Source organism: Bacteroidales bacterium, from assembly GCA_014860575.1.
GTDB lineage: Bacteria > Bacteroidota > Bacteroidia > Bacteroidales > JAAYJT01 > JAAYJT01.
Genome location: JACZJK010000043.1, coordinates 65923 through 82320 on the forward strand (window position 1 = coordinate 65923; position 16398 = coordinate 82320).

Annotated in this window: 13 protein-coding genes and 1 pseudogene; 8 read left to right on the forward strand and 6 right to left on the reverse strand. The window is 39.5% G+C overall.

What is annotated here, in order from left to right:
• Window positions 1-202 precede the first annotated feature (202 nt).
• Window positions 203-715: a hypothetical protein gene (locus IH597_11945; protein ID MBE0663163.1), complete on the forward strand. Its 513-nt coding sequence runs from the start codon at window positions 203-205 to the stop codon at window positions 713-715.
• 478 nt (window positions 716-1193) lie between these two features.
• Here the strand turns inward: IH597_11945 and IH597_11950 are convergent, their stop codons facing one another.
• Both IH597_11950 and IH597_11955 read right to left on the reverse strand, forming a co-directional pair.
• The gene (locus IH597_11950; GenBank protein MBE0663164.1) at window positions 1194-1949 is read right to left on the reverse strand and encodes a hypothetical protein; all 756 of its coding nucleotides are present in this window, start codon (window positions 1947-1949) and stop codon (window positions 1194-1196) included.
• Window positions 1950-1960: 11 nt separating this feature from the next.
• Window positions 1961-2539 carry a sigma-70 family RNA polymerase sigma factor gene (locus tag IH597_11955; protein MBE0663165.1) on the reverse strand — a complete coding sequence of 193 codons (579 nt, stop codon included), beginning with the start codon at window positions 2537-2539 and terminating at the stop codon, window positions 1961-1963.
• Between the two features lie 568 nt (window positions 2540-3107).
• On the opposite strand from IH597_11955, the gene IH597_11960 reads away from it, so the two are divergent.
• The 4 genes from IH597_11960 to IH597_11975 all read left to right on the forward strand — a co-directional run bounded on the left by IH597_11960 (window position 3108) and on the right by IH597_11975 (window position 10497).
• Window positions 3108-4355, forward strand: coding sequence for a carboxypeptidase regulatory-like domain-containing protein (locus IH597_11960; GenBank protein ID MBE0663166.1), 1248 nt, complete (start codon window positions 3108-3110; stop codon window positions 4353-4355).
• A 174-nt stretch (window positions 4356-4529) separates the two neighbouring features.
• Window positions 4530-7808, forward strand: a complete 3279-nt coding sequence (locus IH597_11965; GenBank protein MBE0663167.1) for a CHAT domain-containing protein — start codon at window positions 4530-4532, stop codon at window positions 7806-7808.
• Window positions 7805-10219: a Smr/MutS family protein gene (locus IH597_11970; protein MBE0663168.1), complete on the forward strand. Its 2415-nt coding sequence runs from the start codon at window positions 7805-7807 to the stop codon at window positions 10217-10219. Before IH597_11965 ends, IH597_11970 begins: the two co-directional genes overlap by 4 nt.
• A 59-nt stretch (window positions 10220-10278) precedes the next feature.
• Window positions 10279-10497: a hypothetical protein gene (locus tag IH597_11975; GenBank protein ID MBE0663169.1), complete on the forward strand. Its 219-nt coding sequence runs from the start codon at window positions 10279-10281 to the stop codon at window positions 10495-10497.
• A 10-nt stretch (window positions 10498-10507) separates the two neighbouring features.
• On the opposite strand, the pseudogene IH597_11980 reads toward IH597_11975, so the two are convergent.
• A pseudogene (locus IH597_11980) lies at window positions 10508-10857 on the reverse strand (MmcQ/YjbR family DNA-binding protein).
• Between the two features lie 221 nt (window positions 10858-11078).
• On the opposite strand from IH597_11980, the gene IH597_11985 reads away from it, so the two are divergent.
• A complete protein-coding gene (locus tag IH597_11985) occupies window positions 11079-12626 on the forward strand; it encodes an acyl-CoA carboxylase subunit beta (GenBank protein MBE0663170.1) in 1548 nt (515 codons plus the stop codon).
• Window positions 12627-12735: 109 nt separating this feature from the next.
• Complete coding sequence (locus IH597_11990; GenBank protein ID MBE0663171.1) at window positions 12736-13062, forward strand: acetyl-CoA carboxylase biotin carboxyl carrier protein subunit; 327 nt, start codon at window positions 12736-12738, stop codon at window positions 13060-13062.
• Window positions 13063-13083: 21 nt separating this feature from the next.
• On the opposite strand, the gene IH597_11995 is transcribed toward IH597_11990, so the two are convergent.
• The 3 genes from IH597_11995 to IH597_12005 form a co-directional block, all read right to left on the reverse strand.
• Window positions 13084-13677 carry a YihA family ribosome biogenesis GTP-binding protein gene (locus tag IH597_11995; protein MBE0663172.1) on the reverse strand — a complete coding sequence of 198 codons (594 nt, stop codon included), beginning with the start codon at window positions 13675-13677 and terminating at the stop codon, window positions 13084-13086.
• A gap of 124 nt (window positions 13678-13801) precedes the next feature.
• Complete coding sequence (locus IH597_12000) at window positions 13802-14737, reverse strand: GNAT family N-acetyltransferase (protein ID MBE0663173.1); 936 nt, start codon at window positions 14735-14737, stop codon at window positions 13802-13804.
• Window positions 14738-14750: 13 nt separating this feature from the next.
• Window positions 14751-15608, reverse strand: coding sequence for a 1-acyl-sn-glycerol-3-phosphate acyltransferase (locus IH597_12005; protein ID MBE0663174.1), 858 nt, complete (start codon window positions 15606-15608; stop codon window positions 14751-14753).
• Between the two features lie 320 nt (window positions 15609-15928).
• Here IH597_12005 and IH597_12010 point away from each other — a divergent pair, with 320 nt between their 5' ends.
• Window positions 15929-16393: a division/cell wall cluster transcriptional repressor MraZ gene (locus IH597_12010; protein MBE0663175.1), complete on the forward strand. Its 465-nt coding sequence runs from the start codon at window positions 15929-15931 to the stop codon at window positions 16391-16393.
• The last annotated feature ends 5 nt before the right edge of the window (window positions 16394-16398 follow it).

The window sequence follows — 16398 nt, forward strand, 5'->3', positions numbered from 1 at the left end:
TACAAGCTTCAGATGGTTCAAGCTATTACAGGAATCTGGCAATATTGCCTTGCTAAAAATTTTGCTGTAAAGATACTCAAAGTATAAAAAACATTGCCGCCATGTATGAAGAATCAGACAATAAAAAAGAAAAAAACGGCTGTAAACAGAAAAAAATTAAATTTGCAACTGACCGCTGCTTAATCTTAAAACTGTCAGAATAATGAGCACAACTATCGTTTCCACTTCCGCACTGCGTTTACGCACCATTCTAATTGATGTAGCTGCACTGGCTTTTGTTTTCTTTCTACCGGCGCTTTCCCACATGCTTGCAGTTCCGATCTACCTGATTGAACCTATGCGCATCATGCTAATACTGGCAATTGCTCACACCACGAAGCGTAACGCATATCTGCTTGCCTTAACGCTCCCACTCTTTTCATTTGCGATCTCAGCACACCCTGTTTTCCTAAAGTCGCTTTTAATCTCGCTGGAGCTGGTTTTGAACGTCTGGCTATTTTTTGCACTGGGCAAAGTAATCCGCAATCAGTTTGCTGCAATGGCTGTTGCAATCATTGGCAGCAAAGTCTTTTATTATGCACTTAAATTTGGTATGCTAAGCTTTGCCATGATCCAGGGTGGGTTGATCTCAACACCGATTTATCTCCAACTCATTACCACAGCGATTTTCAGCGCTTATGTTTTCCTCATACTGCGAAAACAAAAGGCTTTATAAAGGCTAAAGTATTGCAAAGATGCACTGAGGGCAGGCGCTTCCGGCTCAAAAAATGTTAGCAGGATCTTTCTTAAATTAAGAGATGAAAACTCGCCTCATCTTGTGAAGCTGGACTTTAGTTCAGTGATCATGAAATCCAACCAACTACCTGGAGAGCCCGCAGGATCGGTACATTTCACCTTTTCATATCCATGTTTCGTTCCTGCGGAACCCATTCCTTAGTGGTTATTACTCGGCCTCCTACTGAAGTCTGGCGTTACAGGATTTTCTTTTTTCCGGAACTCAGTGCGTCGAGATTTTTCGTGCCAACGAAACTCAATATTAGCATCGCAAGGAAAACAATACTCCCCTGTGATTGAGAAACTGAATGCAGTAAAGTAAAAAAAAGTGTTCTTTAAAAAACCCCGCCGTTGTTGCCTCAACGACGGGGAAAATCAAACCAAAAATCAAACCAATTCAATCAGAATAAAATATCTTATTAGTTCCTCTTAGTCAGTTTAGTATAAATATCCTCAGCCTGTGCATGATAGTAATTTCCAGAATCACGCAGAATGTTATCAAATGCACTTATTGCTTTCTCGGTTTCATTAATTCTCAGATAGGTTAAGCCCAGGAACCAACTTGCATGTTCAGTATACAGGTTGTCTTCACCTTCAAGTATTTTCTTGAATGCAACAATAGCATCGTTGTAGTATTGAGTTTCGATGTAGGCAATGCCACTGTAAAACCTGATCACAATGTTTTTTTCATCTTCGCGCAAGATAGCCTCAAACAGCCGCGCGGCTTCTGAAAACTCTTTTTGCTGGTACTTTATAAGAGCATCAAGAAGTTGATTATCAGCCGAACGGGATACGTTGAGAACTTTTTCGGTATTGTAGTACATACTGAATAAGCGCTCATTGCTATAATCTTTTGGTATTATGAGGTAAAGCATTCCGGAAATCATTATCAGCAATGTAATACTGGCCGCAGCGTAATACCAGCGCCTGTTAAAATCACGCAGGGAGAATATTTTAGTTGACGACGAAGATTTACGGTCATGAATTTCCCGCAATTGATTTCTGAAAGATAATATATCTTCATCTTCATTGATCATTTCATCAATTTCTAGTGAGAGGTTAAACTCTTTCGATAACTGTGTATTGAGCTTTAGTTCAAGTTCAAAACTCTGAATTTCTTCCGGCAACATTTCACCGGCCAAATAATTTTCTATTTTTCTCGAATGGTTTGTCATGATACTAGGTCTTAAAATAAATTTTTATATTCTGGATCGTTAACTATTCTACGTTTCAATTCTTCTTTACATCTGTACTTTTTAACCTTCGTGTATTCTTCTGTTTGGTATCCCAGCAAATCAGCAATTTCTCGGATTGTGGATTTTTTCAGAAACAATTTAAGTATTTGCTGGCATTCCGGATCCAGGTTAAGAAAATGTTTCTGGTAAATCCTAAATTTTTCTTCCTCATCATCAAAAATTTCAATTAATTCTTCCTCTTGCAATTCAGCTGTTATTGATACTCTCTTGAATACTGATGTGTCTTTCTTTCTTTTCTCAAGCCGCTGCAACCATAAGTGCTGACAAATACTAAATAAATAAGTCTTAAAAGTGCATTGCAGTGTTAGTCCGTTGTCTTTAACCTTTTTGAACAAGATAACCATTGCATCCTGAAAGAGATCCTGCACATCTTCTTTTTCTCCAGAATTTTTAAGAACCAAATTTCTAATGAGTGGATAGCATTCTTCATATACGAATTCTAATACCACAGCTTTTCGTAACTTGATCCCTTCCAGGATCTCTTCATCGGAGTATTGCATCTTGTTCATTCCTTTATCCGGATTTTGTTAAAAGGTAACGCGAAATTACAATTTTTTTTTTCCTGCCACTGCAATTTATGTTATATTTCATTGATTTAATGCAATTTACAGAGGCGTTTTTTATTAACAATTGGTTTTTGATTACATTTTAAGGCATCTGTTCAATTCTGCGTAATTCAGAAGCTCCCACGGCGCTATGAACCAATAATATATGGCTAGAATTAAATCTCTTGTTTAACATATTCTTCACAAAACATATCAACATTTGAAACATTGGCTATATTTGCATTGGGGAAGTTGCGATGTACAGCATGTTTTTCACACGATTATTACAAGAAATACATTGTTGACAGTTTATTTCAAATAAATAAATTTATTTTCAGTGGTTATATCTTGCTCTTTATCAAATATTTGCGTCGAGGCATCTTATATTTTACATTTTTTTTAATTTTTTTTTGTGTTTTTGTGTTACCTTTTGTCTTTTTTCTGATAAAGGTTTAAAGCTTACACTTGTTTTGCCATCACTAACAGCGTAAGTCAATCCAAAAAACAAATTGCCAATTCAACATCAGAAGCAATGAGAAAACTTTACACATTTAAGACCTTAGCCGTTTTGCTGATGAGCTTAATGGCCATGAATCTGTCTTCACAGGTTTCCACCCTTTATGGAACAGTAAGCTATCATAATGATGGCATACGGGTTATACCAGATGTAACTGTGTTGCTTTATAACGAAACCGGAAACCTTGTTGCAACTACTATCACAAATGCAGATGGTTATTATGAATTTCCGGATCTTCCCTATGGTTTATATACATTAACAGGAACTTGCGATCTGCCTGCCGGTGGTGTTTCAGTTGTCAGCGCACTAAAAGTTTTGAAACACATTAACGGACAACAGTTGTTAAATCCTATCCAGCAATTGGCTGCTGACGTAAACAATGACGGTCAAATTACCGGTTTTGATTTCTCTAACATACTAGTAAGTTATTTGGTTCATGGAAACCCATTTCCCGCCGGAGAATGGATTTTTGAAGAAGTTACTGCTATAGTAGATGGAATGAAAAGCGCTGGCAGTGAAAAAGGGATTGGCGGCACAAGTACGGGCGATACCGGCGGAGCTTTTGATCCAGGTATTTCCAATTCACCAATAGCTTATTTCGCATCAATTGAAAACCTTGAGGCTTTGCATAATGAAGAATTAAGTATCGCAATTAAAATGGATGAACTCACTGAGTTAACTGGAATGCATCTTTCTATCAGCTATCCGGGACATTTGATAGAAGTGCTGGGCATCGAATCTGCCATCAGTGAATTTGATTATGTAATACATCCGGACAGGATAATTTTAAGCGCTGCCAATTCCAACGTCAAATCACAAATCTTAAACAAAGGCGAAGAGATTATCACTTTGAGAGTTCGTACATCAGCTAGCTTCTTAAAACAGGATGAAATTGCTTTTAGCATAGGCGAAGAAAGTCATTTTGCAGGTGCAACTGCTGAAATGATCTCTCCAAAAATCACTTTGCCGGTTATTAATTACAAAAAAGACAGGAGCGAGTTGATGGCCAATTATCCTAATCCTTTTTCAATCCAAACATCTGTCAATTACAGGGTTGCCAACCCATCCCTTGTGAACCTGGCGGTGTATGGCATGGATGGCAAACTCATCACTATCCTGGTAAACGAATTTCAGGCTGAAGGTATTTACCAGGTAACGTACAAAAAAGAAGCATTAGCTTCCGGAACATATTTCCTTCGCATGTACACCGAAGGTTTTAATCCGGTTCAAGATACCCGCGTCATGATCATAACTTCTGATTAATCGATCCGTTCCCCCCGACGCAGTAAGGGCGCCCCGACCGGCGCCCTTTATTTTTTTTATGCATTTTACTTTTTCATCCTGATTGCCTTGCTGCAAAGAATTTTGTATTGTTAAACTAAACATCAAATTTTTTTTACACCTTTGCACAAATCCTGCATCTATTAATAGTTTCTGATGAGACGGCATCATTTTACTATCCATTGCCTGGTGGTCATAATATTGGTTTTCATTACAATAGATGGCAATGGAACTGAGGGCAAATCGGTTGAACCTGAAACTTTGTTTCGGCTTGCAATGAAACAATTCCACGCAAATCAGCCAGACAGCGCCTTGCTGAATTTCAGGCAATTTTTATATCAATCTGATCAGACTAGTCATAACACCGATCTGGTAAATACTTATCTTCACATGGCTGATATTAAGCGCAGCAAGCAGGAATTCGACAGTGCTTTGATTTTTTTGGGGAAATCCCGGGTGTTATTGCAAAAGGGTGATAATGCAGACGAAGAGCTATGGGCTGATTATTATCATAAGCAAGGTGCCATTTTTTTGAACCAGGGCAACCACGACCCAGCAATTGATGCATTTAATAAATCAGTCAGCATCAGAAAAAGGATTTCAGGCGAAACCGATACCAATCTTGTATTGACCTTTAATAATCTAGGTATAACCTCGTATTATCTGGGACTTTTTGATCAGGCGATGGGCTATTATCAAAAAGCAATCAACATCATCGAACTGGGCGAAATCAGTGAAAACAGACATGTTGGTTTGTGCTTTATGAACACTGGTATTCTTTATGCCACACTGGGTGATTATATTCTTGCTGGACATTATTTCTCAAAAGCGCAGAGCGTTTATGAGCAAATCTATGAAACTGATGATATATCCCTGGGTAGATTTTATCTTAATTTCGGAAGGATGGTCCAACTCTCCGGAAAAATAGACCGGGCTATTGAATACTATGATCGGGCTGAAAATATTTTTCTGAAAGGGTTTGGTCCTGATAATATTTCGATCGGAATCATCTATCTCAACAAAGCCAATATTTATAATAGCTTTACCGATTATGAGCGGGCATTTAATTATATCAACAGGGCAATGGCAATATTTCAGCAGAATCTTAGCCCTGATCATCCACATATTTCAGCAGCAAATCTGAGCATGGGCTACTACTATGAAAAAAAAGAAGATTACCCAAAAGCCATTGAATATTACCAAAAGAGCATAAATGAAGAGCGTATAACACCATCAAATATTGCAACTTACAGAAACATGGCCAACCTTTACAGCCTGTTAGCCGATTACTATCAGGCTGAACTCTTTTATATAAAAGCTATTGATCAGAGCATTGGTATTTTCGGAGCCAGACATACAGAAACGGCATTATCATACGTAACATATTCCAGATTCCTTACCAGGGAAAAGCGGTTTAATGAATCACATGAACTGCTTCAAAAAGCAAAAAATATTTACCTGGAGAAATTAGGATCGAACGATAGAGATTATTCCAATACATTATTCAGGATTGGTAGCAATTATCTTGAAAAAGGTGACTACGCAATGGCTCTTAATACTTTCCAGGAGTCAATAATATCACTGGCAATAAATTTCAGCGACAAAGATCCTTTGCAAAATCCTCACCCTGATCAACTCTTACCAGATCAATACTTAATTAATTCATTATATCTTAAAGCTAAAACATTACATGAGTTGTATAAGAGTGAAGAAAAAGACTCTCATCTTTTAACTTCCCTTGAAACTTACGAACTCAGCTCAAATCTTATCAATAAAATAAGGAGTGCTTATCTAAGCAATGAAAGTAAGCTGATAATTACCGGCATTACTTCTGAAATCCTCATTGGAGCTTTGGATTGCTCACTTGATTTATATAAGAGCACAAATGATAGAATCTACCTTGAAAAAGCCTTCGAATATTCTGAAAAAGGCAAAGCTGCAGTCCTACTTTCATCGTTGAATGATCTTGAAGCAAGGCAACTCGCCCGTGTACCTGACGAAGTTCAAAGGTTCGAAAGAGATCTGACCCTTAGCCTTGATTCTTACAACCAGTTGATTCACGAAGAGAGATTGGCCAATCAACCCGATGAAAAGAAAATTAATCTCTGGCAGTCCATTACATTTAATCTCAACCAGCGTTACGACAGCCTCATCAATGCCATTTATCAGCAATACCCTGATTATTATGCACTTCGCTTTGACCTGAGTATTACACCCCTTCCGGAACTTCAGAAGAATCTTGATGATGATCAGGCACTTATCGAATTCACGTTGAGCGAGCAGGAATTATACATCTTTGCCATTACGAATAGTTCTTCAAACGGGTTCCGGTTTACCTTGCCAAAAGATTTTCAGGCTAACCTGGAAGGCTTACGTGAGCACCTGAGTGGTGGAAACATCGAATCATATACTCTTAGTGATTACAACGAATTCGTAAGCTCATCTCACGAAATATATAAAGCGCTGATAAAACCGGTTGAAGAAATCATTGCTGGCCGCAAACTTATCATCGTTCCAGACAATCAGCTCGGTTACCTGCCTTTTGAGGTACTGCTTACAAATGATAAAACCTCTGGTAGCTTAGATTTTAAACTACTCCCCTACCTTATCAAAACCACTCCTGTAAGTTATGCCTACTCAGCAACCTTGATGCAAAAGAAACAAAGGGTCAATGTCAGAACCAATGGAAAAATATTTGCAGTCGCCCCGAGCTATGGCTTCGGATCCGATTCCATTACTGTTTCTGCAGCCAGACACAATGAATTACTGACGATTCCCTGGGCCATTGACGAAGCAAAATCATTGATCCGTTCATTCAGGGGCGTTGCTTTAACCGGAAGTAATGCATCTGAAAGCAATTTCAAGGAAAAAGCTCCGGACTACCAGGTATTGCATATGGCTATGCATACTCTTATTGACAATGATAACCCTATGTTTTCAAAGCTGGTTTTCTCCCAGGTTCAGGATTCAATCCATGATGGATACCTGAATACCTACGAATTATTTAACCTGGAACTCAATGCTGATCTGGCAGTGTTAAGTGCCTGCCAGACGGGTGATGGTCGCTTGCAGCGAGGCGAAGGGATCATGAGTATGGCAAGAGGATTCTTCTATGCAGGGGTTCCAAGTATTATTATGACATTATGGGAAGTTGACGACCATTCAAGTTCAGAATTGATAACACTATTTTACAAGCACCTGGCAACAGGAGCTGATAAAAACATTGCATTGCAGGCTGCAAAACTTGAATACCTTGAAGCTACGGACCGTCTTAAAGCACATCCGCATTACTGGGCAGGATTTGTAAATATTGGAAATACTGAGCCAGTTCTTCTAAAATCAGCCCTCTCAGCCTGGCTTCTCGTCATTCCCCTGGTATTACTTATTTCGTTAGCTGTATATTTGTCGAGCCGAAAAAGGCGAAACAGAAAATGATCTACCCTCACAATTTCGAAGAAAAGATTGGGTTCAACTCCATAAGGATGATTCTGAGCAAACATATTCTGTGCCCGCTCGGGAAGAAAATTCTTGATGATCTGAGTTTCAATGATGATGCAGAATTGCTTCAGAAGAAGCTGAATCAGGTGAATGAACTTACCAATTTAATGCGCGGTGGCGCTTCATTTCCAAGACAGGATTATTTCGACCCGACCACCGAACTGAAACGCATCAAAACACCGGGTACAGCAATTGAACTTGAATCGGTGGTTGATTTAAGAATTTCATCAAATACTATTTTAGAAATTCAGCATTTTATTGCGAAACAAAATCCCCAAAAGGTTGAGCATCTTTTGAGCATCAGCAACCAGGCTTATGTTGATCCAAAAATTCTGAAAGAAATTGACCGGATCATTGATGATAAAGGATTGGTAAAAAACAGCGCTTCTGCTAATTTGAAGGACATCCGCAGCAGTATGGCGCGCAAACACAGGGAATCTGAATCCAGAATGGCACAGATTTTTTCAAAGGTTAAAAAAGAGGGTCTGACCGTTGAAGACCTGCAAATCGCTATCCGTAACGGCAGACAGGTAATTCCGGTTCCCGCCGCGTTCAAGAGAAAGATAAAAGGGTTCGTGCATGATGAATCCGCCACAGGCCAAACTGTGTTTATTGAACCTGCTGAGATTTTTGAAATCAATAATGAAATTCGTGAGTTGGAAAATGCCGAAATCAGGGAAATCATCAAAATACTTACCGGCCTTGCCGATTTCATAAGACCGCATATTGATACCCTTCTGGCAAATTATCAAATACTTGGTGAATTTGATTTTATACGGGCAAAAGCTAAGCTTGCCATTGACATCAATGCCCGCCTGCCGCATTTCAAATCTGAACCCATCATTGACTGGATCAATGCCACTCATCCACTATTATATCTTTCCCATCGGGCACAAAAAAAAACCATTGTACCTCTTAATCTTACTTTGAACCATGAAAAGCGTATTTTATTGATTTCCGGACCCAATGCAGGCGGTAAGTCGGTAGCGCTAAAAACAACAGGACTACTTCAGTACATGCTTCAATGTGGCTTGCTGATCCCGGTTGACGACAATAGTACAGCAGGGATCTTCAGGAATATTTTCATTGATATTGGCGATGAGCAATCCCTGGAGCACGATCTGAGTACTTACACTTCTCATCTTAAAAACCTGAAGCATTTTATAGAACATGCCGAGTCCAACACCCTCATACTCATTGATGAATTCGGAACCGGCACTGAACCTCAACTTGGTGGAGCTATAGCTGAAGCGGCTCTTGAAGATCTTGCAAAAAAATTAAGTTTCGGTGTCATTACTACCCACTATGCCAATCTTAAAGAGGCTGCCGGCCGCATTGCCGGCATTGCCAATGGAGCAATGTTATTCGACCCGAAAAGTTTATCCCCCTTATTTATTCTGAAAACAGGAAACCCCGGAAGTTCCTATGCTTTTGAAATCGCTGATAAAATTGGGTTCCCTAAAAACCTGCTCGAAATTGCCGCCGGCAAAATCAGCCAAAGTGCAATTGATTATGATAAACTGCTTCAGGAACTGGAAGTAGAAAAAGCTGCACTGCTGGAGAAACAAACCGGTTTAAATGTCGCTGACGAATTTTTGGCAGAAATGATTGAAAAATACAATCGTTTGAACACTGATTTAAAAACTGAAAAGGAAAAAATCATTCTACAAGCCAAAGATGAAGCCCTCCGCATTATTGAAAAATCAAACAAACTGATTGAGAACACCATCCGTGGGATCAAAGAAAGCCAGGCGGAAAAACAAATTGTTACGAAATTACGAAACGATGTTAAGGATTATCGTCAATCATTGGAGGCAAAAGCAGAAGCTAAATCAGATAAGCCTTCAAACCATGATGATGACCCTGCAACTTCACCTCCAGTATTGCAGGTTGGAAGCTGGGTCAGAATTAAAAGCCAAAATATTGTAGGACAAATTATTGAAGTTCGCGATCAGGAAATAATCCTTGAAGCCGGCCAGATGATTCTGCATGTCAAAGCAGATAAAGTTGTGGCAACCAAACCTCCTGCATCAGGAAAGTCCACTTCATCCGGGGCAAGACATCACACCATATATCAAAACATACAAGACCTGTCAGCCAATTTTAAATTGAGCATTGACCTCAGGGGAAAAAAAGCTGATGAAGCCCTTGAAATAGTCACAAAACATGTTGAGGATGCAATATTTTTAAACATCCCTGAAATTACAATTATTCACGGCAAGGGCGATGGTGTTCTCCGGCAGGTTATCAGAGACTATCTTAAAAATATTGCAGAGGTAAAAAACCTGAGTGAAGGGCACCCTGATCGCGGAGGAGCAGGAATGACAACTGTTTCTTTTAAGATTTAAACACCAAAACAAATACGGTAACACTAAGAACATTTAAGAAGGCAGTACGTTATTACCACATGAAAACAATTAAAAAATATTACCTCCAGTTGATTGGCCTTGCGCTTGGTATTGCAGGCGGCTACTTGTACTTCAAATTCGTAGGTTGCCAATCAGGCACTTGTGCAATAACATCAAACCCCTATATGAGTATGCTTTGGGGCGGATTGATGGGTTACCTGCTTCTTGATATGGTGGCAAATTATCTGAAACCTGGTAAAGAAGTTAAAAACGGTTAGCGATTCAGGTTCAGACTGCAAATTGTGATCTTACTTTCATTGGGAGGCTTTCAACTACCAGGTCATATGAATGGTCAATAAGTTCCAGCAATAATGAAATATCAATTGATCCATCAACTATAACGGGTTCCAATGTTTCTTATTCATGTGGTAACCAGGCATTATTGCGGGATATTGTTCCCTTAATGAGATTGCTCTCTCAGGATCGCATTTAAGATTGATTCTGAGTTCTCCTTCAAGATCGGTAAAGGCAAATATTTTCCCCACCACTTTAAATACCAGGGTAGTTTCATCGAAAGGAAAATCTTCACTCACAGCAGGTTTCGCAAGACAGTAATCCCGTAATTTCTCAATGTTCATAAGGCTATTATTAGAACGTGCAAAAATAATTATTTCAGCAGTATTTAGTAATATTTTACGAACTTACAGACACTGACTGACAATTACTTGCCTATTTCGATATGGCTGTTGAAATCTTTTTAAGCGAGTTTCAGGATTAAATACATACTTTTGTGTTCCTTTGGAGGAAAAGCAGTTTTCGCATTTAGGGACAAAACAGAATAATTACCAACATCCATACTATGTCTTTACATAGAAAGACTTCCGAACTTAAGAAAAGAATGCAGGAAGCCCTGCTCGGCGGAGGCGCAAAAGCCATTGAAAAGCAAAAAGCTACCGGTAAAATGACCGCCCGTGAACGTATCATTGCTTTACTTGACCCGAAATCATTTCATGAATACGACCTGTTTGTTGAACACGCAGGCAAAGATTTTGATATGAGTGACAAATACCTTCCCGGCGACGGTGTTGTTACAGGTACAGGAACAATCAACAGCTATCCGGTATGCATCTTTGCACAGGATTTTACTGTTGCCGGCGGATCTCTTGGCTGGATGCACGCAAAAAAAATCACGAAAATCATGGATCATGCCATGAAGCTGAAGGTTCCATTAATTGGTATCAACGATTCAGGTGGTGCCCGTATCCAGGAAGGAGTGAACTCGCTGGCCGGTTATGGCGAAATTTTCTATCGCAACACACAGGCTTCAGGAGTTATACCACAAATCTCTGTAATTCTTGGCCCTTGCGCCGGCGGTGCAGTTTATTCACCAGCCCTTACCGACTTTGTATTTGTTGTAGATAAGATTTCCAAGATGTTCATCACGGGTCCGGAAGTAATTAAAACGGTTCTCGGTGAAGAAATATCAATGGAAGAACTAGGTGGTGCCCGCATACAGGCAGAAATTACCGGAAACGCTCATTTCTTCTCCAACAGCGAACAGGAATGCTTTGATCAGATCAAAAGATTGTTCAGTTTTATCCCCTGGAACAATATCAAAAAAGCTGATCCTTTCCCTAAAAAACCCCCTCGCAGCCGTCTTTATAAAATCGAAAACCTCTTTCCAACGAACCCAAAGCAACCTTATGATATCAGGGATATCATAAGATCGCTGGTTGATGATTCTGACTTTTTTGAAGTGCAGGAAATGTTTGCACAGAATATAGTAATAGGCTTCGCACGAATGGCAGGCCATACCGTTGGCTTCGTTGCGAACCAGCCCATGGTACTTGCCGGTGTTTTGGATGTAGACTCATCCGACAAAGCCGCTCGTTTCATTCGCTTCTGCAATGCCTTCAACATTCCGTTGGTCACATTGGTTGACCTGCCTGGTTACTTGCCTGGCATTGACCAGGAACATGCCGGCGTTATCCGTCATGGTGCAAAATTATTGTATTCCTACAGCGAAGCAACAGTCCCTAAAATTACCGTGATTTTGCGAAAAGCCTATGGTGGTGGTTATATTGCCATGTGCTCCAGTCACTTGCGGGCTGATTTCGTGTTCGCATGGCCAACTGCAGAAATTGCAGTCATGGGACCCGAAGGAGCAGCCAATATCATTTTCAAAAATGAAATAAAGAATGCTGAAAAACCTGATGAAATGCGCAAGCAGAAAATCAAGGAGTATAAGGAAAAGTTTGCAAATCCATACGTAGCAGCAGCTTATGGTTATATTGATGCTGTGATTGATCCATCAGAAACCAGAAGTTTACTGATTCACGCACTTGAAATCTCTTCTGATAAAAGTGAAGTGCGACCCAATAAAAAGCATGGCATACCACCATTTTAGTCACTCTTAGATATTTCACTCACACTTTTCCGAATCTAATTACAATTTTTGGAAAAGGCTAATTCACCCAGGAAATATCAAAGAAATTGTTGAACCTAATAACATGAGAATGAAAGAAAGCGAAGCCCAGGATTGTTACAAAACATTGATTGTTGACGGTGATAAATACCGGACACGATTATCTAAGAAATACACGCTGAGAAAACCTTATCAACCAGTTGATCCAAAAAAAATCATGGCTTTTATACCTGGCACAATCAAAAAGATATTTGTCCGCGAAGGCGCCAAAGTAGCTAAAGGAGATCAGTTATTGGTGCTTGAAGCAATGAAAATGAATAACACGATGTTATCGCCTGTTGATGGTAAAATTGGTAAAATTCTCATAAAAGTTGGACAAACTGTATCCAAAAGCCAACTCTTGATCGAGATTGAATAATTGCCACTGACTAAGATTATCTTACAATTTTAGTTGATCATTGATCAGACCCAAAATCTCTTCTTTACCTATTTTGGTATTTGAAGATGTAATAATGGTCGCTGGAGGAATTTCCCATTCAGAAATAAGAAGTTCTCTGTAAGTAGTTACATTCTCATCGAGTTTTGTCTTGCCCAGTTTATCCGATTTTGTGAAGATAATTACAAAAGGGCGGCCCTGTTCTGAAATCCAATCCATCATTTCCAGATCAAGCGCCTGCGGGGCCAAGCGAGCATCAACAAGCAGAAATATGCAAAGAAGGTTCCGCCTGATCTTTAAATAATCGTTGATCATTTTCTCCCATTCCGCCCTGGCTTTCTTCGAAATACGCGCAAAACCATATCCGGGCAAGTCAACCAGATACCAGGTATCATTGATAATGAAATGATTGAGCAGCCTAGTTTTTCCTGGTGTACCGGAAGTTTTGGCAAGGCCTTTCCTGCCTGCAAGCATATTGATCAATGAAGATTTACCTACATTCGACCGCCCGATGAAAGCAAACTCAGGAAGATCCGGCGTTGGGCACTGACTTACCGATGTGCTGCTCTTCAGGAAGCTCGCTGTTTTAATTATCATGGAGGCGATTTGGTTCAAGGTTCAATGTTCGATGTTCAAGGTTCGGTGTTTCGGGCTCTGGGTTCAAGATATTAATTACTGCTACTTGCCAACTGCTACTGCCAACTGTCGCTGCCACTTTTCTCTAAACGTTTTCATTCTTATACGAATCCAAATGGCGCGACTTCTTCATGTTGTAAATATCGCCAATTGTAACCATGATGCCGGTTTCTTCAACATCACCGAAGCCATAATTTACTGCAGTTCCGAAGGTTCGCATGGTGGATGAAAGATTCATATAGGCATTCACCAATGGGGGTATATTCTCCTTGCGCTTTCGAACCTCCTGAACCAGAATTCTGTAATTCTCTTCATAGGTATTGCCTGTGAAAAGCTCTTCAAATACACTGTCTTCTGTTTCCGCTTTCAAGGGGTGAAAAGGCCATGCAAATTTTTCCTTGTCGGGAAAGTAGCGATGAAGAAAGTACAGTATCATATCTCTGGCTTGCCTGTTATAATGCGGATACATTGTAATCTTACCAAATAAATACTGGATATCTGGGTTATCAACGATGAGAGCTCCAAGCCCATCCCAGATATTATCCAATGAATACATACCCTTTCGAATATTGTACATCGGCTGGTATTTTGGCTGAACAAAGGATCTGCCCAACTCAATGCAAAACGGCAGGTAATTCTTTAAAAAGTGTTCGGAAAATTTAAAAAGCTTACCAGTCGGCCCAATCAGGTTGCCTTCCTTGTCAATTTTCTGATCTCTTCCGTGAATATAACGATAACCCCCAATAATTTCCTTTTCGACTGGATCCCACACCAATAGCTGATCAAAACAATTATAGCATTTGTCATAATCATCCAGATCATACTCATCGCCAGTACCGCCACCGGCATCACGAAAAGAGATTTCCCGAAGTCGTCCTATTTCAAGGAGTGTATTGGGAGAATTATGCCAACTGACAATGTAAATTTCATTGTTTCCATTATTGGTCATGCGAACAAAACGATCAGTATTAAGTTCTGCTTCAATCAGTGAACGGGAAACAGGTGGGATTATATTTTTCATAAAGTTTTAAGATTCATTCGTGGTTTAGTGCTGAAGTTTCTGATAATGAATAAACATGTTCTTTCATGTAAGCAGCCCACTCATTGTCGCGTTTTGAGCCATCAAAAAACTGGTAAGGAACAGGCTTTCCAAACTTTAGCAAAATTTCTTTATCTTTTTGCTTAAACATTTCATCAACAAGGTAAAGCATCTCTATGTTCGTTTTCAAACCTAATTTTACCCGCCACCTGGCAAGGTTATAGAAAAAGTTTGAATTGCTGCCCTTAATATGGACAGGTACTATATCGCGCTTGAATTTTTTGGCTTTTGCTATAAAGGTTTTTTTCCATTCAAGGTCAATGATATTTCCCTTTAATTTCCGGGAACATAATCCGGCTGGGAAATAAAGAATTGCAGCATCCGAAGCAAACGCCTCGTCAAACAGGCGGATATTGTCAACATTTCTTCCATGCTTGTTAAGAGGAATAAACAGCGGTTTCAAATTCGGCAAATACATCAGTAAATCATTAACAGGGAAAAGAATGTCCTTGCGAACCGAGCCTACTACTTTCATTAAAGCCATACCATCAAGACCACCCAAGGGATGATTGGCAATAATAATATAGCGGCCATCAACAGTTAAATTTTTAAGCCCTTCAACAGTAATTTTCACTCCAAGTTCTTCAAGAATTTTTTCAATAAAATCGAGTCCCTGCAATCCCTTATAAAGTTCAAGCGCATTATTCAACTTATCCTGGTGAATTACCCGTTTCAGATAACGGATGATAAAACCAGGCATAAGTTTGAGCAAGCGTGGGTTTTTCTCGGCAAACACTCTTTCAATATCAATCAATCTTGTCCCGGCTATGGGTGTATCAATAGTTTGATGCATAAACCTCTTGTTAAAGCCTCTTGAAATAGTTTCGCAAAATTAGCGAATAACAAGTAGAATTCCACCTCAAGAACAAGGTGATAGCCGGAGTTTTTGAAATATTAAAAAGAAGTTCGCTTATATGTTGTAAAATTTTTATCTGATCCCAGATAACCGATCTCTTGTTGATCAAATAATAGACTGCTAATAATCAATTAATTACACTATATATTAGGCATTAAAGTAAATAAAAATGCAAAAAAGTTATCAACAAAGTGGTAGAAAGTGGTAGAAAGTGGTAAAAACTATCTAAATTTGATCAATAAAATGCAAAAAACTCAATGTCTTCTTTCACAGTATCTCAGGAATGTAAAGTTGATGCCAAAGGCAGGCTGATGTTTCCGGCTGCATACCGGAAGTCACTGGGTGATGCCCTGTCTGAAGGTTTTGTACTCAAACGTTCCATTTTCACCAAATCATTGGAATTACATACCAAAGCCAATTGGGAGAAAGAATTGCTAAAATTAAAAAAACTTAACAGATATAAAGAAAAACATCAGCAAGTAATCAGACATCTGCTTAACGGAGTGAGGGAGGTTGATCTTGATGCTTCGGGAAGATTGCTGCTGCCAAAGGATTTGCTCAATTATGCCGAGATCAGCGATGAGGTAACTTTTTCACCTTTTTTCACCTACCTGGAAATCTGGAATACCGCAAATTACCAACAGGTGTTGGAGAATAGTGCTCCAAATCTGCCCGATTTGGTTGAAGAGGCTATGGGCGATATAGGAATTGACGAAGATTGAACGAA